21 protein-coding genes, 2 pseudogenes and 3 other annotated features are annotated in these 25,460 nt (G+C 51.0%); of the genes and pseudogenes, 9 read left to right on the forward strand and 14 right to left on the reverse strand.

Going from position 1 to position 25,460, the window contains the following annotated elements; genetic code table 11:
- Positions 1-169: 169 nt before the first annotated feature.
- Positions 170-1,207 carry an alkaline phosphatase gene (gene iap, locus SF2776; RefSeq protein ID NP_708558.1) on the forward strand — a complete coding sequence of 346 codons (1,038 nt, stop codon included), beginning with the start codon at positions 170-172 and terminating at the stop codon, positions 1,205-1,207.
- Positions 1,208-1,292: 85 nt separating this feature from the next.
- On the opposite strand, the gene SF2777 is transcribed toward iap, so the two are convergent.
- The 5 genes from SF2777 to cysJ all read right to left on the reverse strand — a co-directional run bounded on the left by SF2777 (position 1,293) and on the right by cysJ (position 7,373).
- Positions 1,293-2,303 (reverse strand): hypothetical protein, encoded by a 1,011-nt coding sequence (locus SF2777; RefSeq protein NP_708559.1) that lies wholly within the window; start codon positions 2,301-2,303, stop codon positions 1,293-1,295.
- A 334-nt stretch (positions 2,304-2,637) separates the two neighbouring features.
- Positions 2,638-2,790 (reverse strand): hypothetical protein, encoded by a 153-nt coding sequence (locus SF2777a; protein YP_008439275.1) that lies wholly within the window; start codon positions 2,788-2,790, stop codon positions 2,638-2,640.
- A 263-nt stretch (positions 2,791-3,053) separates the two neighbouring features.
- Entirely contained in the window at positions 3,054-3,788 is a 735-nt protein-coding gene (gene cysH, locus SF2778) for a phosphoadenosine phosphosulfate reductase (RefSeq protein ID NP_708560.2), read from the reverse strand.
- A gap of 73 nt (positions 3,789-3,861) precedes the next feature.
- The gene (cysI, locus tag SF2779; protein NP_708561.1) at positions 3,862-5,574 is read right to left on the reverse strand and encodes a sulfite reductase subunit beta; all 1,713 of its coding nucleotides are present in this window, start codon (positions 5,572-5,574) and stop codon (positions 3,862-3,864) included.
- Entirely contained in the window at positions 5,574-7,373 is a 1,800-nt protein-coding gene (gene cysJ / locus SF2780; RefSeq protein ID NP_708562.1) for a sulfite reductase subunit alpha, read from the reverse strand. The genes cysI and cysJ overlap by 1 nt, the downstream gene beginning before the upstream one ends.
- Positions 7,374-7,691: 318 nt before the next feature.
- Between cysJ and ygcM the strand changes: the two genes are divergently transcribed.
- The 4 genes and pseudogenes from ygcM to ygcP all read left to right on the forward strand — a co-directional run bounded on the left by ygcM (position 7,692) and on the right by ygcP (position 10,246).
- A complete protein-coding gene (gene ygcM, locus SF2781; protein ID NP_708563.2) occupies positions 7,692-8,054 on the forward strand; it encodes a 6-carboxytetrahydropterin synthase QueD in 363 nt (120 codons plus the stop codon).
- A gap of 47 nt (positions 8,055-8,101) precedes the next feature.
- Positions 8,102-9,403, forward strand: coding sequence for a hypothetical protein (gene ygcN, locus SF2782; protein ID NP_708564.1), 1,302 nt, complete (start codon positions 8,102-8,104; stop codon positions 9,401-9,403).
- On the forward strand, positions 9,358-9,654 hold the full coding sequence (gene ygcO / locus SF2783) for a hypothetical protein (RefSeq protein ID NP_708565.2): 297 nt from the start codon (positions 9,358-9,360) through the stop codon (positions 9,652-9,654). Before ygcN ends, ygcO begins: the two co-directional genes overlap by 46 nt.
- 16 nt (positions 9,655-9,670) lie before the next feature.
- Positions 9,671-10,246 (forward strand) — a sequence feature (Similar to Escherichia coli K12 anti-terminator regulatory protein gi: 1789127 (192 aa). BLAST with identity of 96% in 192 aa. This CDS ontains frameshift. The sequence has been checked and is believed to be correct.).
- Positions 9,671-10,246 (forward strand): annotated as a pseudogene (gene ygcP, locus SF2784). Its footprint overlaps the feature before it by 576 nt.
- Before the next feature lie 147 nt (positions 10,247-10,393).
- Here ygcP and ygcQ read toward each other — a convergent pair.
- Genes ygcQ through ygcS form a run of 3 tightly spaced genes read right to left on the reverse strand, consistent with a single transcriptional unit; the run spans position 10,394 to position 13,417 of the window.
- Positions 10,394-11,287 (reverse strand): flavoprotein, encoded by an 894-nt coding sequence (ygcQ, locus tag SF2785; RefSeq protein ID NP_708566.1) that lies wholly within the window; start codon positions 11,285-11,287, stop codon positions 10,394-10,396.
- Complete coding sequence (ygcR, locus tag SF2786; RefSeq protein NP_708567.2) at positions 11,251-12,030, reverse strand: transporter; 780 nt, start codon at positions 12,028-12,030, stop codon at positions 11,251-11,253. Before ygcR ends, ygcQ begins: the two co-directional genes overlap by 37 nt.
- A complete protein-coding gene (gene ygcS / locus SF2787; protein NP_708568.1) occupies positions 12,008-13,417 on the reverse strand; it encodes a transporter in 1,410 nt (469 codons plus the stop codon). Before ygcS ends, ygcR begins: the two co-directional genes overlap by 23 nt.
- Positions 13,418-14,292: 875 nt before the next feature.
- Positions 14,293-15,060, forward strand: a mobile genetic element.
- Here ygcS and insB (SF2789) point away from each other — a divergent pair.
- Positions 14,542-15,045: an insertion element IS1 protein InsB gene (gene insB, locus SF2789; RefSeq protein ID NP_708570.1), complete on the forward strand. Its 504-nt coding sequence runs from the start codon at positions 14,542-14,544 to the stop codon at positions 15,043-15,045. It overlaps the preceding feature by 504 nt.
- 23 nt (positions 15,061-15,083) lie before the next feature.
- Here insB (SF2789) and ygcF read toward each other — a convergent pair.
- Positions 15,084-15,755, reverse strand: a complete 672-nt coding sequence (ygcF, locus tag SF2790) for a 7-carboxy-7-deazaguanine synthase QueE (protein NP_708571.1) — start codon at positions 15,753-15,755, stop codon at positions 15,084-15,086.
- 338 nt (positions 15,756-16,093) lie between these two features.
- Positions 16,094-16,861 (forward strand) — a mobile genetic element.
- On the opposite strand from ygcF, the gene insA reads away from it, so the two are divergent.
- The 3 genes and pseudogenes from insA (at position 16,149) to ygcG (ending at position 17,733) form a co-directional block, all read left to right on the forward strand.
- Positions 16,149-16,424, forward strand: a complete 276-nt coding sequence (insA, locus tag SF2791) for an insertion element IS1 protein InsA (RefSeq protein NP_708572.1) — start codon at positions 16,149-16,151, stop codon at positions 16,422-16,424. Its footprint overlaps the feature before it by 276 nt.
- Positions 16,451-16,846: an insertion element IS1 protein InsB gene (insB, locus tag SF2792; protein NP_708573.1), complete on the forward strand. Its 396-nt coding sequence runs from the start codon at positions 16,451-16,453 to the stop codon at positions 16,844-16,846. Its footprint lies within the feature at positions 16,094-16,861.
- Positions 16,848-17,733, forward strand: a pseudogene (ygcG, locus tag SF2793).
- Here the strand turns inward: ygcG and eno are convergent.
- From eno to rumA, 5 genes are all read right to left on the reverse strand, one after another.
- Positions 17,717-19,015 (reverse strand): enolase, encoded by a 1,299-nt coding sequence (gene eno, locus SF2794; RefSeq protein NP_708575.1) that lies wholly within the window; start codon positions 19,013-19,015, stop codon positions 17,717-17,719. The pseudogene ygcG and the gene eno sit on opposite strands and share 17 nt — an antisense overlap.
- An 87-nt stretch (positions 19,016-19,102) precedes the next feature.
- Positions 19,103-20,740: a CTP synthetase gene (gene pyrG / locus SF2795; protein NP_708576.1), complete on the reverse strand. Its 1,638-nt coding sequence runs from the start codon at positions 20,738-20,740 to the stop codon at positions 19,103-19,105.
- 227 nt (positions 20,741-20,967) lie between these two features.
- Positions 20,968-21,759: a nucleoside triphosphate pyrophosphohydrolase gene (gene mazG / locus SF2796; RefSeq protein NP_708577.1), complete on the reverse strand. Its 792-nt coding sequence runs from the start codon at positions 21,757-21,759 to the stop codon at positions 20,968-20,970.
- 95 nt (positions 21,760-21,854) lie between these two features.
- Positions 21,855-24,089 carry a (p)ppGpp synthetase I/GTP pyrophosphokinase gene (gene relA / locus SF2797; RefSeq protein ID NP_708578.1) on the reverse strand — a complete coding sequence of 745 codons (2,235 nt, stop codon included), beginning with the start codon at positions 24,087-24,089 and terminating at the stop codon, positions 21,855-21,857.
- Positions 24,090-24,136: 47 nt separating this feature from the next.
- Positions 24,137-25,438 (reverse strand): 23S rRNA (uracil(1939)-C(5))-methyltransferase RlmD, encoded by a 1,302-nt coding sequence (gene rumA / locus SF2798; protein ID NP_708579.1) that lies wholly within the window; start codon positions 25,436-25,438, stop codon positions 24,137-24,139.
- Positions 25,439-25,460 lie beyond the last annotated feature (22 nt).

The following is a 25,460-nucleotide window of genomic DNA, read 5'->3' on the forward strand; positions in this document are numbered from 1 at the left end:
AATTAGAATGAGTAGTTCCTTAACGGAATAACGATTTGGCAAAGCTAATATCAAAAAGTGCTTAAGGCACCGGATTTCGGGCGTTTAGGAAGATTTGAAATTGTTTTAGCGCAGCGGCAGTTTCATACTATGGCGGTAAAAAAATTTGCATGGTATTTAAGGACTCACTATGTTTTCCGCATTGCGCCACCGTACCGCTGCCCTGGCGCTCGGCGTATGCTTTATTCTCCCCGTACACGCCTCGTCACCTAAACCTGGCGATTTTGCTAATACCCAGGCACGACATATTGCTACTTTCTTTCCGGGACGCATGACCGGAACTCCAGCAGAAATGTTATCTGCCGATTATATTCGCCAACAGTTTCAGCAAATGGGTTATCGCAGTGATATTCGGACATTTAATAGTCGGTATATTTATACCGCCCGCGATAATCGCAAGAACTGGCATAACGTGACAGGAAGTACGGTGATTGCCGCTCATGAAGGCAAAGCGCCGCAGCAGATCATCATTATGGCGCATCTGGATACTTACGCCCCGCTGAGCGATGCTGACGCAGATGCCAATCTCGGCGGACTGACGTTACAAGGAATAGATGATAACGCCGCAGGTTTAGGTGTCATGCTGGAACTGGCAGAACGCCTGAAAAATACGCCTACCGAGTATGGTATTCGATTTGTGGCGACCAGCGGCGAAGAGGAAGGAAAATTAGGCGCTGAGAATTTACTCAAGCGGATGAGTGACACCGAAAAGAAAAATACGCTGCTGGTGATTAATCTCGATAACTTAATTGTTGGCGATAAATTGTATTTCAACAGCGGTGTAAAAACCCCTGAAGCAGTAAGGAAATTAACGCGCGACAGGGCGCTGGCAATTGCACGCAGTCACGGAATAGCCGCAACGACCAATCCGGGTTTGAATAAAAATTATCCGAAAGGCACTGGGTGTTGTAATGACGCAGAAATATTCGACAAAGCGGGCATTGCTGTACTTTCGGTGGAAGCGACTAACTGGAATCTTGGAAATAAGGATGGTTATCAGCAACGCGCAAAAACACCTGCCTTCCCGGCGGGAAATAGCTGGCATGACGTAAGACTGGATAATCAACAACATATTGATAAGGCACTTCCTGGAAGAATAGAACGTCGCTGCCGTGACGTTATGCGGATAATGCTACCGTTGGTGAAGGAGCTGGCGAAGGCGTCTTGATGGGTTTGAAAATGGGAGCTGGGAGTTCTACCGCAGGGGCGGGGAATTCTAAGTGATACCCATCATCGCATCCAGTGCGTCCGGTTTACTTCCGGGAAAACCGCACCGTATTGCGCCGGTTTATCTCCGCTGGAGCGGGGAACACCTCTGGCGAATAGAAAGCAAGCCAGGTTTTGACCAGTCGATCGTACATGGCATTGGCCGTTGCCATTGTTGGCAGGCCAAAAAACAGCCCCTGAGCGTTACCCGCAGCCATCAACCTGTGCGCCAGGATAAGCGCCGCTTCTGTTTTACCTGCGCCGGTCACATCTTCCAGAATAAACAACTGTGGTCCTGGCTGATTGATATCCAGATCCAGCACCTTTTGCTGTAACGGTGTCGTATTCTCAATAAAAGGAAACAGCGTATTAATTCCGGTGAAAGGCGCGGTTTCTGCTTGTGGCGGAAAGACGGTTAATGCGTTTTGAGCCTGAACTAAAGCCTTTTGCCAGTAATCTTCAATATCCATTGCCTGTGCGACGCGTGGAAAAAATCGCGTTGACGACCCTGTCCAGTCTGCAAGTACGACGGTTGCAGAGATATACCAGGAAAGTTGTTTTATAAGTTCAACGCCCTCGTCATCATCCCAGAATGTGGGGATCTCTATTCGCGGAAACAGTGGCTTGATTTCAAGGAGAAAATCTCGTGCTGCAGCTTTGTCTTCAGGCAGAAAATTATCCAATTCATCCATACGATCAGGGGGCCGACCATGATGCCCTGTCGTCACGGGCATCCACATTTCTATCACTCGCCTAAGTTTGCGCGGAGAGAGCGAAGATGAAGGAAGTAACTCCTGACATTCACTTAAATAATGATTCCACAACCAGTAGCCCAGCGTTGAATGAGAGATTTTTTCGTAATTTTTTCTGGCACCTTCCTGAATCTTGAATTCAGGGGGCAGGTAAAGTTGTTGAAAAGAGCGGGCAAATTTTCCAATATCGTGCCAGCACAGCAACCAGGCGAAAAATTGAGCTGCCTGTTCCTTGTCAGAAATCCCTAATTGACGAAAATAATCAGCCAGCCCGAAGCAATTTCTTTTAACCATTAAATAGCCCATTGCGGCCACATCCAGCAAATGCCAGCAAAGAAGGTGATAGTCGTCGATACCCTCTTTCTCGCCACGTCGGTTTTTTCCCCAGAAATCAAAGAAAGTCACAATATTTTTATCCTTCAGTAAACTTAAAGGATATTTACGCATATTTTAAAAACTATCTATGATATATATCAGCCAATAAAACATTTACATTATGAATAAATTAATGATTTTCATTTGAAATTCATAATAATAAATAGAGACTATATATTCACATAAAAAATATAAATTTAAAAAAAGGGTGCAGGAGACCAAACCATCACAATTCAGTACGCGGGGTTTTACCCCCGCGTGGTGGCTACTTCTTCGATTCGTAAGCGAGAACTGCCTTAAACTCCATACCACGTTCTCTGATACTCAACTCACATAACGAGTCACCTACCATCAACGTGAATCCCAGTACTGTACAACACAGTACGATGATTGCCACAAGGGCATATTTTGTCAGCATGTCTTGCCTCCCTGCAAAGAAGAGACTAACATCCGAATTGCTACGTTCGAACGCGAGCCTCAGGTTGATAGAAATATCGCCTGGGGCTTTTGTCCATCTGGAACCTCGCGAATGCTTAACGCCAGACAGCCTCAAGCACCCAACGCCATTCTATACCTGTTAATTTTCCCTGCGATGTTCACCTTTAAATGCCGGAATGCTGCTCGCAAAATAAAAACGCCCCCATCATTTCTGACAGAGGCGTTTAATTTATCCGGCAATATTTACCCTTCGTGTAATCCACATTCCCTTTTTAAGCCAAAGAAACGCGTTTCTTCTTCCGCCATGCCGGGTTCCCATTTACGGGTTGTATGGGTATCGCCCACCGATAAATATCCTTCGTCCCATAATGGGTGATATTTCAGGCCATGTTTTTGCAGGTACTGATAAATAGTTCGGTTATCCCAGTCGATAATCGGCAGCACTTTAAATACGCCACGCTGAATTGCCAGCACCGGTAAATTGGCACGGCTGCCGGATTGTTCACGCCGCAGGCCAGCAAACCACGTTTGCGCATTCAGTTCTTTCAGCGCCCGGTTCATCGGTTCGACTTTGTTGATGTCATTGTACTTTTCAATGCCTTCAACGCCCTGTTCCCACAGTTTGCCGTAGCGTGCTTCCTGCCAGGCGGCGCTTTCGGTAGCGCGGTACACTTTCAGGTTGAGCTTGAGTTTGTCCGTTAACTCGTCAATAAAGCGGTAGGTTTCCGGGAACAGATAGCCGGTGTCGGTGAGGATCACCGGAATATCCGGGTGAATCTGATTCACCAGATGCAGGCTCACCGCCGCCTGAATGCCAAAGCTGGAAGAAAGTACATATTCACCGGGCAGATTATCCAGCGCCCAGGCAACGCGGCCTTCAGCGTCCAGTTTTTCCAGTTCGGCGTTAGTTTCTGCCAGCGCCAGAATGCGATCTACCTTCGGCAGTTCGTTCAGGGCGTTTAGATCGAGTTTGGACATAGATTCCTCACTGTTTGCCTTGCCTGATGCGACGCTCACGCGTCTTATCAGGCCTACAAGACCGGGCTGATGGTTAATCCCACAAATCGCGCGCCGGATCGAGCACCGGGCGAATGATGCCCGCACGCACCGTAAAGTCGCCGAAGCCTTCACCCGCTTCGCGCTCTTTCGCCCAGCGCCCTATCAGTTCATCAAGCGACGCCAGGATTTCCGGCTCGGTGATGTTTTCTTTATACATCCGTGGGATACGTGTCCCAATGCGGTTGCCGCCAAGATGCAGGTTGTAGCGACCCGGTGCTTTACCCACCAGGCCCACTTCCGCCAGCATCGCGCGACCACAACCGTTCGGGCAGCCTGTTACACGCATCACGATATGCTCATCGCTGACACCATGTTTCACCATTAAATTATCGATGTTGTCGATAAAAGACGGCAGGAAACGCTCCGCTTCCGCCATCGCCAGCGGGCAAGTCGGGAATGACACGCAGGCCATCGAGTTTTCACGCTGCGGCGTGACGGCATTCATTAACCCGCTCTCTTTGGCAATTTTCTCGATCTTCGCTTTCTCGCTTTCCGGCACACCGGCGATGATCAGATTCTGGTTCGCCGTAATGCGGAAATCACCTTTGTGGATCTTCGCGATCTCCAGCAGGCCAGTTTTCAGCGGACGCCCCGGATAATCAAGGATGCGACCATTTTCGATAAACAGCGTCAGGTGCCAGTTATCATCAATGCCCTTAACCCAGCCAATACGATCGCCGCGTCCTGTAAATTCATACGGGCGGATCGGTTCAAATTTGATCCCCGCGCGACGCTCCACTTCCGCTTTAAACGTCTCAACCCCCACGCGCTCCAGTGTGTATTTGGTTTTGGCATTTTTACGATCGGTTCGGTTACCCCAGTCACGCTGAGTTGTCACGACGGCTTCCGCCACCGCTAGCGTATGCTCTAGCGGCAGATAGCCAAACTCACTCGCCGTGCGGGCGTAGGTTTTCTTGTTACCGTGTTCGATAGAAAGCCCACCGCCCACCAGCAGGTTGAAGCCCACCAGCTTGCCGTTTTCCGCGATCGCCACGAAGTTCATGTCGTTGGCGTGCAGATCAATATCGTTCTGCGGCGGGATCACTACCGTGGTTTTGAACTTACGCGGCAGGTAAGTCTGACCAAGGATCGGTTCTTCATCGGTGGTGGCGACTTTTTCCTGATCGAGCCAGATCTCCGCATACGCGCGGGTACGCGGCAGCAGATGTTCAGAAATCTTCTTCGCCCACTCGTACGCTTCTGCGTGCAGCTGCGACTCGTAAGGGTTCGAGGTGCAGAGTACGTTACGGTTCATGTCGTTAGCAGTCGCCAGCGCATCAAGACCGACCGAGTGCAGCATCTGGTGCACCGGTTTGACGTTCTTTTTCAGAATGCCGTGGAACTGAAACGTCTGGCGGTTGGTCAGGCGAATGCTGCCATAGATGGTGTTTTCACCGGCAAATTTATCGATCGCCTGCCACTGTTTGGTGGTGATAACTCCACCCGGCAGACGGCAGCGCAACAGCATCGCGTGGCGCGGCTCCAGCTTCTGTTCAGCACGTTCGGCGCGGATGTCGCGGTCATCCTGCTGATACATGCCGTGGAAGCGGATCAGCAGGAAGTTATCGCCCTTAAAGCCGCCGGTCAGACCGTCGTTTAAATCTTCCGCAATGGTGCCGCGCAGGTAGTTGCTTTCAAGCTTCATGCGCTCGGCGTCTGTCAGTTTTCCTTCGACCACTAAAGGCCCTGGATGTTTTTCGCTCATTAGTAGACATCTCGCTGATAACGGCGCTCTACGCGCAGCTCACTTAAAAATTCATCCGCCGCTTCGGTGTCCATGCCACCAAATTCGGCAATCACTTCCAGAAGTGCCTGCTCAACGTCTTTCGCCATGCGATTAGCGTCGCCGCAGACATAAATGTGGGCACCGTCATTGATCCAGCGCCACAGCTCCGCGCCCTGTTCGCGCAGTTTATCTTGTACGTAAACTTTTTCTTTTTGGTCGCGCGACCAGGCGAGATCGATCCGCGTCAGCACACCCTCTTTGACGTAGCGCTGCCACTCCACCTGATACAGGAAGTCTTCCGTAAAATGCGGATTGCCAAAGAACAGCCAGTTTTTACCTGGCGCTTCGTCAGCGGCGCGTTGCTGCATAAAGGCGCGGAACGGCGCAATACCGGTGCCTGGGCCAATCATAATCACCGGGGTTTCCAGGTTAGCGGGCAGGCGGAAGTTATCGTTATGTTCGATAAATACGCGGACTTCGCCCTCTTCTTCCACGCGGTCAGCGAGGAAGCTGGAGGCACCACCGGCACGGGCGCGGCCTTCCACGTCGTAACGCACCACACCAACGGTGACGTGTACTTCGTTCTCGACTTCCGCCTGCGAGGAGGCAATGGAATAGAGACGCGGGGTCAGCGGGCGCAGCAGATTAATTAGCGCTTCGGCATCAAGCTGTGCCGGGGAGAAACGCACCATGTCAACAATCAGCGTCGTCGCGGCGTAATGCTGTAACTTCGCTTTATCGCCCACCAGCGGCAGCAGTGTTTCACTGCGGGTAAGCGTGGCGTAATTCTCAACAATGTTGGCGGTGTTGACGGTCAGTTCGAAGTGCCACTGTAGCGCTTCGTTCAGAGGCAACGTTTTGCCCTCGACAGTGACAGGTTCATCGCCTGTCAGCCACAGCAGTTCGACAAGTTCTTTCACCAGTGCCGGATCGTTCTGATACCAGACGCCCAGCGCGTCACCCGGCTGGTAACGCAGGCCCGAGTCGCCTAAGTCAATTTCGATATGGCGAACGTCTTTTTCAGAGTTACGCCCAGTAATTTTCTGGTTAACAGAGAGGCTAGCCACCAGCGGCGCGTCTTTGCTGTACGGGCTGGTGTGGATTTCATTTACCGCGCCAGTAGCGACGGATTGCGAAGGTGCCGCGACAGGCGCACGCGATTTAAGCGCATCAACCACGCGGGCGCGCCACTCGCTGGCAGCAGCCTGGTATTCAACATCAGAATCGACACGGTCGAGCAGGCGTTCACCCCCCAGTTCCGCCAGCTTGCTGTCAAAATCTTTCCCGGACTGGCAGAAAAATTCATAAGAGCTATCGCCGAGGCTAAACACGGCAAACGCGGTGTTTTCCAGCTTTGGCGCTTTTTTGGAGAACAGGAACTTATGCAGCGCGACGGCTTCTTCCGGCGGTTCCCCTTCCCCTTGCGTTGACGTCACTACGATGAGCAGTTTTTCGCTGGCGATTTGTTTGAATTTATAGTCGCCCGCGTTCACCAGCTTAACGTTCAGTTTTGCTGCTAATAAATCATCGCGTAATGCTTCAGCAACCCGGCGCGCATTGCCGGTTTGCGAAGCAGAGATAATCGTTATACCCGGCATTTCTGCGGCGGGCGCTGGCGTCACTGCAAGCGCAACAGGCTGCTGGTTGAGCACGCCCCAGAAATAGCCAGAAACCCAGGCAAGCTGGGTAGGCGTTAAATCGGTCGTGGCCGCCTGAAGGCGTGCCAGTTGCTCCGGGTTCAACGGAAGCAACGCGGAAGGTGGGACCTGTGTCGTCATGCGTCGTTATGTTCCAGTAAGCAAAGCTGTTTCTGCGCCCTGTCAGCGCCCATAAAACAGAAGAGAAGGTAAGGTTAACGGGGTGAACGGTGTGGATTAAAGACGGGATAGCGATAACTAATAACCAAATCGACTAACCTGTTTTAGCAATAGTCTTTAACAACAAAATAGATTAACCAACCTAATGAAAAACAAATGAATTTAGCCAATCATTAAGATAAATCAGCGATTTTGCGCAACAAAGTCGTTTTAGATAATGCGAAAAAACAGCCTTTCCGGTACTCTACGGCGGTTTTATCGTCCTGTAGAGAAATTATGATGTCCACCACGTTATTTAAAGATTTCACCTTCGAAGCCGCTCACCGCTTACCACATGTCCCGGAAGGGCATAAATGTGGTCGCCTGCACGGGCATTCCTTTATGGTGCGACTGGAAATTACCGGGGAAGTCGATCCGCATACGGGCTGGATTATCGATTTCGCTGAACTGAAAGCGGCGTTTAAGCCAACTTATGAGCGCCTCGATCACCATTATCTCAATGATATTCCAGGTCTGGAAAATCCAACCAGCGAAGTTTTAGCAAAATGGATTTGGGATCAGGTTAAACCCGTTGTGCCGCTGTTAAGTGCGGTGATGGTAAAAGAAACCTGCACCGCAGGGTGTATCTATCGCGGCGAATGATAAGAGTGTGTCGGCGGTCAATTTCCCTTTAGTAACGCTATGTTAGGGTGTTGTGTTCTGGATATCTGGGGCATGACATGGAAGACGACTGCGACATTATTATTATTGGTGCCGGTATTGCAGGCACCGCTTGCGCGTTACGCTGCGCGCGAGCGGATTTATCCGTTTTGTTACTCGAACGCGCTGAAATCCCCGGCAGCAAAAATCTTTCCGGCAGGCGGTTATATACCCATGCACTCGCGGAACTCCTCCCGCAATTTCATCTGACCGCGCCTCTTGAACGACGCATCACTCACGAAAGCCTTTCCCTGTTAACGCCGGATGGCGCAACGACGTTTTCCAGCTTACAGCCCGGCGGTGAATCCTGGAGTGTATTACGTGCACGGTTCGATCCGTGGCTGGTTGCCGAAGCCGAAAAAGAAGGTGTCGAATGCATCCCCGGAGCGACGGTGGATGCACTGTATGAAGAAAACGGCAGAGTCTGTGGCGTTATTTGTGGTGACGATATTCTCCGCGCCCGTTATGTGGTGCTGGCAGAAGGTGCCAACAGCGTCCTGGCTGAACGTCACGGGTTAGTGACTCGTCCTGCTGGCGAAGCGATGGCGTTGGGGATCAAAGAAGTGCTGTCGCTGGAAACATCCGCTATTGAAGAACGTTTTCATCTGGAGAATAACGAAGGCGCAGCGTTGCTGTTCAGCGGCGGAATCTGTGATGACTTACCCGGCGGCGCATTTCTTTATACTAATCAACAAACGCTCTCGTTAGGGATTGTTTGCCCGCTCTCTTCCCTTACGCAAAGTCGTGTTCCGGCAAGCGAGCTGCTGACTCGCTTTAAAGCGCATCCGGCAGTGCGCACGCTTATCAAAAACACGGAATCACTGGAGTATGGTGCGCATCTGGTGCCAGAAGGTGGCTTGCACAGTATGCCGGTGCAATACGCCGGTAACGGCTGGCTGCTGGTGGGCGATGCGTTGCGCAGTTGCGTCAATACCGGAATTTCCGTGCGCGGCATGGATATGGCGCTGACTGGCGCACAGGCGGCGGCACAAACGCTAATAAGCGCCTGCCAGCACCGCGAGCCGCAAAATCTGTTTGCGCTTTATCATCACAACGTAGAGCGCAGCCTGCTATGGGATGTTCTACAACGTTATCAGCATGTTCCGGCGCTTTTGCAACGCCCTGGCAGGTATCGGGCGTGGCCTGCGTTAATGCAGGATATTTCCCGCGATTTATGGGATCAGGGTGATAAACCTGTTCCACCGCTGCGCCAGTTATTCTGGCATCATTTACGTCGTCATGGCCTGTGGCATCTGGCGGGCGATGTTATCAGGAGTCTGCGATGTCTGTAGCCCGTAATCTCTGGCGCGTTGCTGATGCGCCGCACATTGTTCCGGCTGACTCCGTTGAGCGTCAGATGGTACAACGGTTGATTAACGCCTGTCCGGTAGGTCTTTTTTCTCTCACACAGGAAGGTGACTTACGTATTGACTATCGCGGCTGCCTGGAGTGTGGCACCTGCCGTTTGCTGTGCGACGAATCCACACTACAACAGTGGCGCTATCCGCCTTCCGGATTCGGCATCACCTACCGCTTTGGATAAATAATAAGGATAATTTATGCCCCTCTTACACCTGCTCCGCCAGAATCCGGTGATTGCTGCCGTTAAAGATAATGCCAGCCTGCAACTGGCCATCGATTCTGAATGCCAGTTTATTTCCGTGTTGTACGGCAATATCTGCACCATCAGTAATATCGTTAAAAAGATTAAGAACGCCGGGAAATATGCTTTTATTCATGTTGATTTGCTGGAAGGCGCGTCAAATAAAGAAGTGGTGATTCAGTTTTTGAAACTGGTGACCGAGGCGGATGGAATTATCAGCACCAAAGCATCGATGCTAAAAGCGGCAAGAGCGGAAGTTTTTTTCTGTATTCATCACCTGTTTATTGTTGATTCGATTTCGTTTCACAACATTGATAAGTAAGTTGCGCAATCGAATCCGGATTGTATTGAGATCCTGCCAGGCTGCATGCCCAAAGTGCTGGGCTGGGTGACGGAAAAAATCCGCCAACCGCTGATTGCTGGCGGGCTGGTATGCGATGAAGAAGATGCGCGTAATGCGATTAACGCGGGTGTCGTGGCGCTTTCCACCACGAATACCGGAGTCTGGACGTTAGCGAAAAAATTGCTTTGACGGGATAATCGTAACCAATTGAATTTGTTTTGATTTGTTGGCCGCACGCCACATCCGACATTCAGCGCCTGATGCGACGCTTAACGCGTCTTATCAGGCCTACAGGTCCCCAGTCCAGAACCGTAGGCAGGATCATCCGGCAGCACGTTATTGGTATTCTGCGTGAATGTTTGTCACCAGTGCCTCCAGCACCACTTTCCAGTCATCAACCACGCCAATATCTGCCTGTGAAAATACCGCTGCGCTGGCGTCATGATTAATCGCCACCATAAACTTGCTATTGCGTACGCCCGCCATTAACGCTGCTGCGCCGGAAGCGCCAACAACAATGCACACCTCAGGTGCCAGCAGATGTCCGGAAATACCAATCACTTTTTCAGCATCAACGCCACCGTTCATCACTCGCGCCCGACTGTAGCCCACTTCGGCTCCCAGCTTTTCTGCCAGCATAACGATTTCCTGGTTATCTGCCTCTCCGCCCTGTCCCACCACCAGCACCCGTCTGGCCTCAGCTAATGGGTCGCGGCTAACATTTTTCAGATCCTCTGTGCTAACCAGCCAGTCGGGAAGCGCACCTGGGACAATGTTCAGTTGCTGCATTCCAGAGGGCAACGTGGCGTTTTTCGCTGCTCCCGCCTGACGCGCCAGGGAAAGGCATAACGGGCGTTTTTCTGTTTGCAGCGTCGCCGTTAACGCATTTCCCCAGTGGGATTTGCGCATGCTTACGGTTGGAATATCTAACGAAGTCACCTGACAGATGCTTGCACCATGTAAACGCCAGGCCAGCCGGGTCGACAGTTCATCGCCAAACGTTCCCGGCGGAAAGAGAACAACGTCCGCAGGCGTTCGCTGCCACTGTTCCACCATCGCATCCAGCACCTGTTCCGCCACTACGGGCTGAGGTTCTATTTGCCAGTGCGCCAGCGTACAACCGCTGAAATCCTGCGCCGCCAGCCAGCTCGCTATTGCGGCATTCTCCTGATTTATTGTCACAATTGCGATATTCATGGCTGCATCCTTTGGCGTAAATAGTCCTGCCATAGCTTTTGAGCTTTTTCTGCTACCGTTTGCCCATCAATCAGCGTCGCTCCGCGTCGTTGCTCTGCTCTTGCCAGTTGCAGACACTGCATCGCTGGCATTTCGGCAGCAACAGTTTTACGGATAATTTCTGCTTTCCCCGCAGCCATTCGCTGGCGCATTCCCGGTACTGGCAAGGCCACTTCACCGCACTGACGCACGGCAATCACCGCAGGCAAGCGAACCCGGCAACAGCGCAACCCATGTTCAGTACGCTGTTCGAGGGTGATAAACAGCGCGTCGAGAGTGAAACGCTCCACCTGGGTGAAGCAGGGCCAGCCCAGCATTTCCGCCAGCAAAAATGGCGTTTGCCCATTCTGCCCTTCGCTGCTTTGGCAGCCGGTAATTATCAGATCCAGCGGATTCTGACGCTGCCATTCGGCAATATGGCGAGCGACAAATTCCGGCGCAAAGCGCAGATCTGCCGCCGTCTCCAGCAATACAGCTTCCTCAAACCCAAGAGCCATGAGATAGCGCAGCCAGTGCAACGCCCGTTCATCCCCCATGCTCAACGCGGTTAAAGACATCGGCGTACCGTTTTTTCTCTGCGCTAACAGCAGCGCGGCAGCGGCCTGTTCATCAGCACCGAGTAAACTTCGCAGTAGCGAAACATCCGGTCCGCTATTACCCTGAGCCGCCGCCTGCCACTCTTTTTCCGCCAGCATTCCGGCATCCGGTTCGGCTTTAAACGCTAACAGAATGTTCATTCGCACCTCCTACATTTCCCGCCGCCACCAGCGGGAGGGCTTTAGTTTCTGGTGCCCATAGCCAGGTCACAACAAAACCAACCAACAACACTGTCGCTAGGAGCAATAAGGTGACTTGCATTCCCCACTGCGCCAGCACCCACGGCAGCAGGCCAGTACTTACCGCCGCGCCAAGTCGACTCATGGCGGTGGCAAAACCGACTCCCAGCGAGCGAATGTCAGTAGGAAAACTTTCCGCAGGCAAAATGCCCACCAGATTACTGACTGCCGAAATGGTGGTGCTGAAGAGAACAAAAAGCAGCAGCGTTAATGAACTGCCGGAAGGCAAACAGGCCATTACTACCAGCGTTGCCGCCAGCAGCAAAAAACTTCCCAGCAAAAATTTGCGATGTGCCAGCAGGTGCGTCAGAACTAATCCCAGCAGCGCGCCCACAATTAACAACGCATTAAGCATCAGGCTGGCAGTCAGCGCATCTTCCAGACCAATAGTCTGGGCGATAGTTGGCAGCCAGGTATAAATCACAAACCATGGGATTACGAGGCAGACAAAGAAGACGCTGTTAAACGCCGTGCGCCGCCAGTAACGCGAAGAGAACAAGGTTTTGATGTGTTTATGGGTCGCCGTTACCACTTCATCGCCCAGTAAAACATGGGGACCAAAATAGCGATGCACGATAGCGTGAGCTTCTGCAAAACGCCCCTGGCACAGTAGCCAACGTGGCGATTCTGGCGTTCCCCAGCGTAATAACGTAATCAACAACGCGGGCAGAGCTGCCGATGCCAGCAACCAGCGCCAGGCCTCCGGGTTTTCGGAAATAAAGTGATGTCCGGCAATACTTGCCAACACATAGCCTACGGTCCACACCACGCTGAATGCGCCCAGCAAAATACCGCGATGGCGGCGCGGGGAAAATTCAGCCAGCAAGGTGTGACCTACTGAGTAATCGCCTCCCAGACCAATGCCGATCAAAATGCGCAGCCCAATAAGATGCTCTGGCGTGGTGGCAAAAAATTGCAAGAACGAAGCGAGCGTAATCAGCAAAAAGCTGAAGGTGAAGATTTTTTGCCGACCAATATGGTCGGAGATCCACCCAAGAACCAGGCTGCCAAGAAACAAACCAAGGAGCGCCGAGCCGCCGATCATTCCCGCCATAAACGGCGTCAGTTGCATGGCGGGCGTAAGTTGAATAATGGCGTAACCAATGACGCCTAGAACATAACCGTCGGTCAGGTGTGCGCCGAAAGTGAGCGTAGCAATTCGACAGTGAAAACGGTTAAGCGGTAAATCATCCATTCGCACCGGTGAAGTGTTCATCTTTACCCCTTCATTGTCCGGTAATAAGAACGGCTTCTCGCCTGAGAAGCCGAAAAGGCAACGCCCCGTCATCGCGGAACGCTGCCTGATACATTATTTTTCAATCGGATAGATAGTACCCGTATTCATAATGCCGTTAGGATCGAACTGCTTTTTCAGCCCTTCCAGCAACGCCCACGCGCTGCCGTGTTCCAGCTTGCTCCAGTGAACGCGATGTTTACCAATGCCATGGTGGTGCACCATCGAACCGCCGAGGCGAATGGTTTCTTCGCAGATGATTTTGTTGAGCGGATTGTGGTACTTGTCGATTTCCTCTTCCGGCTTACAGTCAACAACGTTGTAGTCATAGACGAAGTACATGTTGGTGCCGTTCTGATAGCTATGAGAGGAGTGACCGCCCAGCATGGTGATGTCGTCGGCGTGCGGGAACTCAGTACGAATACGGTTAATAACGCTTTCGTAGATTTCGTGGATGCAGCTCCAGCAGCCGGACACTTCGGTGGTAAAGCCCATGTTGCCGGTTTTGAGGATCTGCACACGTTCGGCAGCCACTTTATCCGGTCCCCAGTTCAGGTTGTTAAACCAGGTTTCAATCAGTTTGCTGTCCACGCGCTGGCACTGCGGGTAGCGGGCAACGATTTCCGCAATCCCTTCGCCCGTCGCCTTCGCAATGCGAGGGTTACCTTCAGCCATAAAGATCAGCACACATTTTCCGTCGGCAAAATGGGTGAAGTGTTGGGTGCCATCTTCAGCGTCATACAAACGAGCGATCGACGGACGATACCCTTCCACCATGATTTCACGCAGGATGTTGAAGCCGGTTTTCATGTCTTCCAGGATATAGCCGTAGAAGAGGTTGTTTTCCGGGGTGTATTTAAAGATTTTCACTGTTACTTCAGTGATATAGCACAATGCACCTTCGTTGCCGATGATGATGTGACGAATGTGGTAATGCTGCCAACTTACTGATTTAGTGTATGATGGTGATTTTAAGGTGCTTGCGTGGCTTCCATTTCCATCAGATGTCCTTCCTGCTCCGCTACTGAAGGCGTGGTGCGTAACGGCAAAAGCACTGCCGGACATCAGCGCTATCTCTGCTCTCATTGCCGTAAAACATGGCAACTACAGTTCACTTACACCGCCTCTCAGCCCGGTACGCACCAGAAAATCATTGATATGGCCATGAATGGCGTCGGATGTCGCGCCAGTGCACGCATTATGGGCGTTGGCCTCAACACGGTTTTACGTCACTTAAAAAACTCAGGCCGCAGTCGGTAACCTCGCGCATACAACCGGGCAGTGATGTGATTGTCTGCGCTGAAATGGACGAACATTGGGGCTACGTCGGTGCTAAATCACGTCAGCGCTGGCTGTTTTACGCGTATGACAGGATACGGAGGACGGTTGTGGCGCACGTCTTCGGGGAACGCACTCTGGCCACACTGGAGCGTCTTCTGAGCCTGCTGTCGGCCTTTGAGGTCGTGGTATGGATGACGGATGGCTGGCCGCTGTATGAATCACGCCTGAAGGGAAAGCTGCACGTTATCAGCAAGCGTTACACTCAGCGCATTGAGCGACATAATCTGAATCTGAGACAACATCTGGCAAGGCTGGGACGGAAGTCACTGTCGTTCTCAAAATCGGTGGAGCTGCATGACAAGGTCATCGGGCATTATCTGAACATAAAACACTATCAGTAAGTTGGAGTCATTACCTTATAACGCTTATAAATGTGTAATCAGGCAATATTTAAATATTTATGTGTTTGCATCGACAAACGCCAATTACGCGCAATACAGGTTTCAATGCACAATCGTGTGGCATCATCCTTTTGGCTAATCGGCTGCAGTGCAATGACTCGCGGTTTATCATCGGTCAGCGTTGCCAGTAGTTCATCCAGTGCTTCAATATCGCGTACGCGCCCCACTGGATGCTTGATTTCGTTGGCTCGCTCCAGTGCCTGTGACAACACTTCATAGCCGCCGCGCATGTTCAGCTTTGGCGATACGGTAACCCAGGTATTCGGTGTGCAGCGTACTTCATGAGTTCCACTGGTTTCGATCTGGCAGCTAAAACCGTTCTTTTCGAGCAGGTCAGTCAGTGGCAGCAAATCATGAATGCAAGGCTCACCACCCGTAATCACCACATGCCGCGCGGTATATCCCTGACGACCAATGACAGCCAGCAAGTCTTCACTGCTCGCCGCCCCCCACTTATCACTCTCTTTGGTCTTCGCCAGAATGCTGAAAAGGGAGACTTCCCGATCCTCAAGCTTTTCCCAGGTGTGTTTGGTGTCGCACCAGGCACAGCCAACCGGGCATCCCTGTAAACGAATAAAAATGGCGGGAACGCCGGTAAAGTAACCCTCACCTTGCAGGGTCTGGAACATCTCGTTAATCGGGTACTGCATAGCATTCTCTGTGAAGTGGATAATTGTTAATTATTGCAGATCCTGCCGCAACAATCATGTCTTATTAACATTCTGTTACATGCAGATTTAAAGAAAAATACGAAACATATCGTTAATAATTAAAGGGAGTAACGTATTATGTCAGAAGAAAATAAAGAAAATGGATTTAATCATGTCAAAACATTCACCAAAATTATATTTATTTTTTCTGTATTAGTTTTTAATGATAACGAATCTAAAATTACCGATGCCGCCGTCAATTTATTTATCCAGATTTAATGAGAAATTTATAATGCGCTATTTCATACTAATGTTCACTTTCGTATGTTCCTTTGTTGGGTAATGCTGCCAACTTACTGATTTAGTGTATGATGGTGATTTTAAGGTGCTTGCGTGGCTTCCATTTCCATCAGATGTCCTTCCTGCTCCGCTACTGAAGGCGTGGTGCGTAACGGCAAAAGCACTGCCGGACATCAGCGCTATCTCTGCTCTCATTGCCGTAAAACATGGCAACTACAGTTCACTTACACCGCCTCTCAGCCCGGTACGCACCAGAAAATCATTGATATGGCCATGAATGGCGTCGGATGTCGCGCCAGTGCACGCATTATGGGCGTTGGCCTCAACACGGTTTTACGTCACTTAAAAAACTCAGGCCGCAGTCGGTAACCTCGCGCATACAACCGGGCAGTGATGTGATTGTCTGCGCTGAAATGGACGAACATTGGGGCTACGTCGGTGCTAAATCACGTCAGCGCTGGCTGTTTTACGCGTATGACAGGATACGGAGGACGGTTGTGGCGCACGTCTTCGGGGAACGCACTCTGGCCACACTGGAGCGTCTTCTGAGCCTGCTGTCGGCCTTTGAGGTCGTGGTATGGATGACGGATGGCTGGCCGCTGTATGAATCACGCCTGAAGGGAAAGCTGCACGTTATCAGCAAGCGTTACACTCAGCGCATTGAGCGACATAATCTGAATCTGAGACAACATCTGGCAAGGCTGGTACGGAAGTCACTGTCGTTCTCAAAATCGGTGGAGCTGCATGACAAGGTCATCGGGCATTATCTGAACATAAAACACTATCAGTAAGTTGGAGTCATTACCCTTTGTTGCAGCCCAACCAACTATTGTCCCACAATTACAGCAACAAGTTACGGGTCTTACGAGTAGCTTAAACTCACAAGAAAAGAAAGAACTGACGCACAAGTTAGAATCTATTTTCAATAATACCCAAGTGCAAATTGCTGTATTAATTGTTTCCACAACCAAAGATGAGACAATTGAACAATATGCTACAAGAGTTTTTGACAATTGGCGTTTAGGAGATGCCAAACGTAATGATGGGATACTGATCGTTGTTGCCTGGTCGGATCGCACTGTCCGCATCCAGGTAGGTTATGGGCTGGAAGAAAAGGTAACCGATGCTCTGGCTGGAGATATCATCCGTAGCAACATGATACCCGCATTTAAACAACAAAAATTAGCTAAGGGATTAGAGTTAGCTATAATCGCTTTGAATAACCAACTCACTTCACAACACCAATATCCGGCTAATCCTTCAGAAAGTGAATCAACGTCTTCCACTGATCATTATTACTTTGCTATTTTTTGGGTATTTGCAGTGATGTTCTTCCCTTTCTGGTTTTTTCATCAAGGCAGTAATTTTTGTCGCGCATGTAAAAGTGGAGTCTGTATTTCAGCAATCCATCTTTTAGATTTATTCCTGTTCTCCGATAAAACTTTTTCCATTGCTGTATTTTCCTTCTTTTTTACTTTCACCATATTTATGGTCTTTACCTGTTTATGTGTACTTCAGAAAAGAGCATCTGGTAGAAGTTATCATTCAGACAACAGCGGTTCCGCTGGAGGCTCAAGTGGCGGCGCATCCGGCCGCTGGTAACTCCACCATAAAAAATGCCAGCCCGAAGGCTGGCATTATCAAATCAGATAAAGTCAGACTTATGCCTGGCCTTTGATCTCTTTACGACCGTTGTACGGTGCTTTTTCGCCCAGAGCTTCTTCGATACGAATCAGCTGGTTGTATTTAGCAACACGGTCAGAACGGCTCATAGAACCAGTTTTGATCTGGCCTGCAGCAGTACCAACAGCCAGATCAGCGATGGTAGCATCTTCAGTTTCACCAGAACGGTGAGAGATAACTGCAGTGTAGCCAGCATCTTTCGCCATCTTGATTGCAGCCAGAGTTTCGGTCAGAGAACCGATCTGGTTGAATTTGATCAGGATGGAGTTAGCGATACCTTTTTCGATACCTTCTTTCAGGATCTTGGTGTTGGTTACGAACAGGTCGTCACCAACCAGCTGGATTTTGTCGCCCAGAACTTTGGTCTGGTATGCGAAACCGTCCCAGTCAGATTCGTCCAGACCGTCTTCGATAGAAACGATCGGGTACTGTTTGGTCAGTTCTTCCAGGAAGTGAGTGAATTCTTCAGAGGTGAACGCTTTGTTGCCTTCGCCAGCCAGAACGTATTTACCATCTTTGTAGAATTCAGAAGCTGCGCAGTCCATCGCCAGAGTGATGTCTTTGCCCAGTTCATAACCAGCAGCTTTAACAGCTTCAGCGATAACAGCCAGAGCTTCAGCGTTGGAACCCAGGTTCGGCGCATAGCCACCTTCGTCACCAACAGCAGTGTTCATGCCTTTCGCTTTCAGAACTTTTGCCAGGTGATGGAAAACTTCAGAACCCATGCGGATGGCTTCTTTCACAGTTTTCGCGCCAACCGGCTGAATCATGAATTCCTGGATATCAACGTTGTTGTCAGCGTGCTCACCACCGTTGATGATGTTCATCATCGGAACCGGCATGGAGTATTTGCCCGGAGTACCGTTCAGTTCAGCGATGTGCTCGTACAGCGGCATACCTTTAGCAGCTGCAGCAGCTTTGGCGTTAGCCAGAGATACAGCCAGGATTGCGTTCGCGCCGAATTTGGATTTGTTTTCGGTGCCGTCCAGGTCGATCATGATCTTGTCAATGCCAGCCTGATCTTTAGCATCTTTGCCAATCAGCGCCTGAGCGATCGGGCCGTTTACCGCAGCAACAGCTTTGGTTACGCCTTTACCCAGGAAACGGGATTTGTCGCCATCGCGCAGTTCCAGAGCTTCACGGGAACCAGTAGAAGCACCTGACGGAGCAGCTGCCATACCGACGAAACCACCCTCCAGATGTACTTCGGCTTCAACAGTCGGGTTACCACGGGAGTCGATGATTTCACGACCGATGATTTTTACGATTTTGGACATTAGGTTTTCCTCAAGTCACTAGTTAAACTGAAACTCCAGACAAACAACGCGTACCCAAGGTACGCGTTGCCGTTCTAACTTTTTTACTTACTTCGCCTGACGTTTCTGGAACTCGCTGGCGGCTTTCACAAAGCCTGCAAACAGCGGGTGACCATCACGTGGAGTAGAAGTAAACTCCGGATGGAACTGGCAAGCCACGAACCACGGGTGATTCGGAACTTCGATGATCTCGACCAACTGATCATCCCCGGAACGGCCCGCAACGCGCAGACCTGCATCTTCAATCTGTTTCAACAGCATGTTGTTGACTTCGTAACGGTGACGATGACGCTCAACAATTGTCGGCGCATTGTATAGCTGGCGAACCAGGCTATCGTCAACCAACTGGCACTGCTGTGCGCCGAGACGCATGGTACCGCCGAGATCGCTCTTCTCGCTACGAACTTCAACGTTGCCGTTTTCATCGCGCCACTCGGTAATCAGCGCCACAACCGGGTACTTACAGTCTGGCACAAATTCTGTAGAGTTGGCGTTCTCCATGTTGGCAACATGGCGAGCGTAATCAATTAACGCCACCTGCATACCCAGGCAAATGCCCAGATAAGGAATATTGTTCTCACGCGCAAAACGCGCGGTCGTAATCATGCCTTCTACGCCACGATAGCCGAAACCGCCAGGTACGAGGATTGCGTCCAGACCTTTAAGGATTTCAACGCCGCGCGTTTCAACATCTTGTGAATCGATCAGTTTGATGTTGACGCTGACACGATTCTTCAGCCCACCGTGTTTCAGTGCTTCGATCACTGATTTATAAGCATCCGGCAGTTCAATGTACTTGCCGACCATACCGATGGTGACTTCACTTACCGGATTCGCTTCTTCGAAGATAACCTGTTCCCATTCGGACAGATTTGCTTCCGGGCAGTTTAAGCTGAATCGTTTACAAATATAATCGTCCAGCCCCTGAGATTTCAACAGGCCCGGAATTTTATAGATGGAATCGACGTCTTTCAGAGAAATAACCGCTTTTTCCGGAACATTACAGAACAATGCAATCTTCGCACGTTCGTTCGCCGGTACAGCGCGATCTGAACGACAAATCAGGATGTCAGGCTGGATACCGATGGAGAGCAGCTCTTTTACAGAGTGCTGAGTCGGTTTGGTTTTGACTTCACCAGACGCTGCCATGTACGGCACCAGCGTCAGGTGCATAAACAGAGTGTGCTCACGGCCAATTTCAACAGCCATCTGGCGAATAGCTTCGAGGAACGGCAAGGATTCGATATCACCTACTGTACCGCCGATTTCTACCAGTACTACGTCATGACCTTCGCCACCTTCCAGCACGCGCTCTTTGATTGCGTTAGTGATGTGCGGAATAACCTGCACGGTTGCGCCGAGGTAGTCACCGCGGCGTTCTTTACGCAGAACGTCAGAGTAGATACGACCCGTGGTGAAGTTGTTGCGGCGGCTCATTTTGGTACGAATGAAACGCTCGTAGTGCCCCAGGTCCAAGTCGGTTTCAGCGCCGTCTTCAGTAACGAACACTTCCCCGTGTTGGATTGGGCTCATAGTACCTGGATCGACGTTGATGTAAGGATCCAGTTTCATGATGGTCACATTGAGGCCACGGGCTTCAAGAATGGCTGCGAGGGAGGCTGCGGCAATGCCTTTACCCAGAGAGGATACGACCCCGCCGGTCACAAAAATATAGTTCGTTGTCATGCTGAACCTGAGAAGTTAGGTTGAAAAGACGATGGAATAACCAAGACGGGAAAGCAGTATACCCGAACATGACCTGTGCCACAAACTTTCATTATCCCTCCTCTTCGCCAGCGCACTATTGAAATCAGGAGTGAGAAAATAGCCCCTTTGGGGTAAATGTTTTTGACGCAAATCAAGCGCTTGTCATTTAAAAAATGACACAAATGGCGCTTGACCGCGTAATTCCCTTAGAGATCAATTTCCTGCCGTTTTACCTGTTGCCAGACTTCTTCCATTGTTTCGAGGTCAACACCTGTCATTTCCAGTCCACGCGCGGCAACAATACGCTCCACTTCGCGAAAACGACGCTCGAATTTTTCGTTCACTTTTTGCAATGCGATTTCTGCTTTCGTCCCTAAATGGCGAGCCAGATTAACCGTGGCAAACAGCAGGTCCCCCATTTCCTCCTCCAGTTTAGCCTGGTCGACAACAGCCTGCCGCGCCTCGTACATCACCTCGTCGATCTCTTCGTAGACTTTATCAACCACCGGGCCAAGCGTCGTCCAGTCGAAGCCAACGTTGGCGCAACGTTTCTGGATTTTTTGCGCCCGCATTAAAGCCGGTAAACTACGAGGAATATCGTCCAGCGCCGAATGCTGCGCTTTCTGCGCGCGCTCTTCGGTTTTGATTTGCTCCCAACGGGCAAGCACTTCACTACTGTTTTCGGCAGAACTATCAGCAAAAACATGCGGATGGCGACGCTCTAATTTATCGCTAATAGCAGCGCAAATATCATTAAAGTCAAAGCGCCCTTCTTCCTGAGCCATTTGCGCGTAAAACACCACCTGGAATAGCAGATCGCCCAGTTCACCGCGAAGATCGTCAAAATCTTCACGGGCGATGGCGTCCAGCACTTCGTAGGTTTCTTCAAGGGTGTAAGGCGCAATGGTGGCAAATGTCTGCTCTTTATCCCACGGGCAGCCGTTTTCCGGATCGCGCAGGCGCTGCATAATAGTGAGCAAACGGTCGATTTGATTCATTGAATTGTCCTGAAAATTGCGGGTCTGTCAGGTGTAATACCTTCGAGTAAAAGATATCGCTGGATACGGCTGACGCCATATCCAGCTATGTAAGACTAACTCCCGTGCAACCGACGCGCGTCGATAACATCCGGCACCTGGTTGAGTTTACCCAGCACGCGCCCCAGCACTTGCAGGTTGTAAATCTCAATGGTCATGTCGATGGTCGCCAGTTGCTGTTTGGTGTCGCTACGGCTGGCAACGCCAAGCACGTTCACCTTCTCGTTGGCGAGAATGGTCGTGATATCACGTAACAACCCACTACGATCATTAGCCACCACGCGGACCACCAGCGAATATCCGGCGGAGTAGCTCTCACCCCATACCGCGTCAACAATGCGTTCTGGCGCATGGGAGCGCAGTTCCGCCAGTTGTTCGCAATCGGCGCGGTGTACTGAAATACCGCGTCCCTGGGTAATGAAGCCGACAATCTCATCTCCAGGAATCGGCTGGCAGCAGCGCGCGATGTGGTGCATCAGGTTACCAACACCTTCAACCACCACACGACCGTTATCTTTACTGCGGTTTTGCGGTGTGTAGCTTTTTTGCTGAAGCTGTTTCAGCGCGGCGGCGTCCTGCTCTTCGGCACTCGGCTTATTAAATTGCGATTGCAGGAAGTTCACCATCTGATTGAGACGGATATCCCCGCCACCAATCGCCGCCAGCAACTCGTCGACATCATTGAAGTTGTAACGCGGCAGCAGATGTTTTTCTGCTTCTTTCAGGCTGATCCCCAGATGTTCCAGCTCGTCGTCAAGGATTTGCCGCCCAGCCAGAATGTTTTTGTCACGGTCCTGTTTACGGAACCAGGCGTGAATTTTCGAACGCCCACGGCTGGTTGTGACGTAACCGAGGTTTGGGTTTAACCAGTCACGGCTGGGGTTCGGCTGTTTCTGGGTGATAATTTCAATCTGGTCGCCCATTTGCAGCTGGTAGGTGAACGGCACAATGCGCCCGCCAATTTTTGCCCCGATGCAGCGGTGTCCGACATCACTGTGGATGTGGTAAGCGAAGTCCAGCGGCGTTGATCCCGCAGGCAAATCAACGACATCACCTTTCGGCGTAAAGACATACACCCGGTCGTCAAACACCTGACTACGTACTTCGTCGAGCATTTCGCCGGAATCAGCCATCTCTTCCTGCCACGCAATCAGTTTACGCAGCCAGGCAATCCGGTCTTCATGTCCCGAACGTGCGCCGCCAGCTGCCGCGCCCTCTTTATATTTCCAGTGCGCAGCAACACCCAACTCCGCATCTTCATGCATCTGTTTGGTGCGGATTTGGATCTCAACGGTTTTTCCACCCGGCCCCAGAACCACGGTATGAATAGACTGATAACCGTTTGGTTTCGGGTTAGCGACGTAATCGTCAAACTCATCCGGCAGGTGGCGATAGTGAGTGTGCACTATCCCCAGTGCGGCATAACAATCCTGTAAACGCTCGGCGACAATACGTACCGCACGCACATCAAACAGCTCATCGAAGGCGAGGTTCTTTTTCTGCATTTTGCGCCAGATGCTGTAGATGTGTTTCGGACGACCATACACTTCAGCTTTAACGCCTTCAGCTTTCATCTCAGCGCGCAGATGGCCGACAAACTCTTCGATATAGTGTTCGCGGTCGAGACGGCGTTCATGCAGCAGTTTTGCGATGCGTTTGTATTCGGTCGGGTGGAGATAACGGAAGCAGTAATCTTCCAGCTCCCATTTCAGTTGCCCAATCCCAAGACGGTTCGCCAACGGCGCGTAGATATTGGTGCACTCTTTTGCCGCCAGTACACGTTCATCTTCCGGCGCATCTTTTACTTCGCGCAGATGAGCAATACGCTCCGCCAGTTTGATGACTACGCAGCGAAAATCATCGACCATCGCCAATAACATCCGGCGAACGTTATCGACCTGTTCGGAGGAAACAGAATCAGTGTGCGTCGCTTTCAGCTGGCGGATCGCCGCCATATCACGCACGCCGTGAATAAGGTTAACAACCGACTTACCGACGCTCTCACGCAGCACATCTTCGCTGACTACGTTGGCATCAGCCAGAGGGAACAGCAGCGCCGCCCGCAGCGTGTCAATGTCCATACTTAATGTCGAGAGGATCTCCACCATCTCAACACCACGCCACAATAACAGACTGGCATCCGGATGCCCCTGCGTCTGTTGCAGACAATACGCCCAGGTTTCGGCTAAGCACTCACACGACTTCTGGCTGGTAATACCCAGACTTGCGATCCATTTTTCCGGATCAAATTCACCAGCCTTATTGATATGTGCACTTCTTACCGCAACCATCGTCCTCTCCTTTAGGGACCAGACCTGCCGAAATCGGCAAATCGTAACTATTTAACGCGCGAGAAAAGTACCATCGATTCCAGATGTCCCGTGTGTGGGAACATATCCAGCATCGCCAGTCGCGCAATGGTATATCCTGCTTTTAATAACGCTTCGCTATCCCGAGCCAGCGTTGCAGGGTTACAGGATACATAAACTATACGAATAGGTTCCAGTTTTATAATTTGCTGCATAACACCTGCGGCACCTGCTCGCGCCGGGTCCAGCAACACTTTATCGAAGCCGTTTTTCGCCCACGGCTGCTTTGTGACATCTTCTTCAAGATTTTCGTGATAAAACGTCACATTCTGTAAGCCATTAAGACGCGCATTCTGCTGGCCTTTTTCCACCAGCGCAGGAACACCTTCTACACCGACCACACTGGCAGCTTGTGTCGCCAATGGCAGTGTAAAGTTGCCCATACCGCAGAACAGATCCAGTACGCGATCTTCAGGTTGCACATCCAGCCATTCCAACGCACGCGCTACCATTTTTTGGTTCACACCCGCATTGACCTGAATAAAATCGCGCGGGCTAAAAGTTAAGCGCAACCCGTTTGAGTCATACCAGGGCATCTCACCAGAGACGGTTTCGAGTATCTCACTATCGGGGGCGAGATACAGATCCAGGCCTTCAGAATGCGAAAAGCGTTCCAGTTTTTCGCGATCTGCCGAACTTAGCGGTGCGGTATGGCGCAAAATCATCAGCGTGCCGCTGGTTGCCTGTACCAGTTCAACATGACCAAGATGGCGCATAGCTTGTAAGCTGCCCAGACATGCCCTGACTTTGGGCAGCAATGCTTCAAGTTGGGGCGCTAAAATGGGGCATTGTTTGACGTCGACAATGTCACTGGAGCCCGCTTTGCGAAACCCCATCTGAAGTTGCTGTGTTTTCGGTAAGTAGTTCAGACTTAAACGCGCGCGGCGGCGATAGCCCCAGGGAACATCGGCGATCACTTCAGAGACATCGTGTTTCATTAATCGGGCGAGTGCCGCACTTTTGCTTCGCTGCTGTAAATCCACGCTAGCGTGTTGTTGCTGACAGCCGCCGCATACGCCAAAATGAGGACAGCGTGGCGTTTCGCGTTCCGGGCTATCGCTTAACCGGCGTACGACTTTAGCGCGGGCATACTGTTTTTTATCTTCAGTAACAGCAACTTCCGCGTTTTCCTGCGGCAATAATCCGGGGATAAATAACGTTTTGCCGTTATGTCGCGCCACGCCCTGACCAAAAGAGTCGAGGTCGTTGACTGAAACGGTTATGATCTGACGCGTCGTCGTGCGTCGTTTTGCAGAGTAGAATTGCGCCATTGGCGAGACTTTCTCAATTTAA

It is taken from the genome of Shigella flexneri 2a str. 301 (assembly GCF_000006925.2).
In the GTDB taxonomy this organism is placed as follows: Bacteria; Pseudomonadota; Gammaproteobacteria; order Enterobacterales; family Enterobacteriaceae; genus ECMA0423.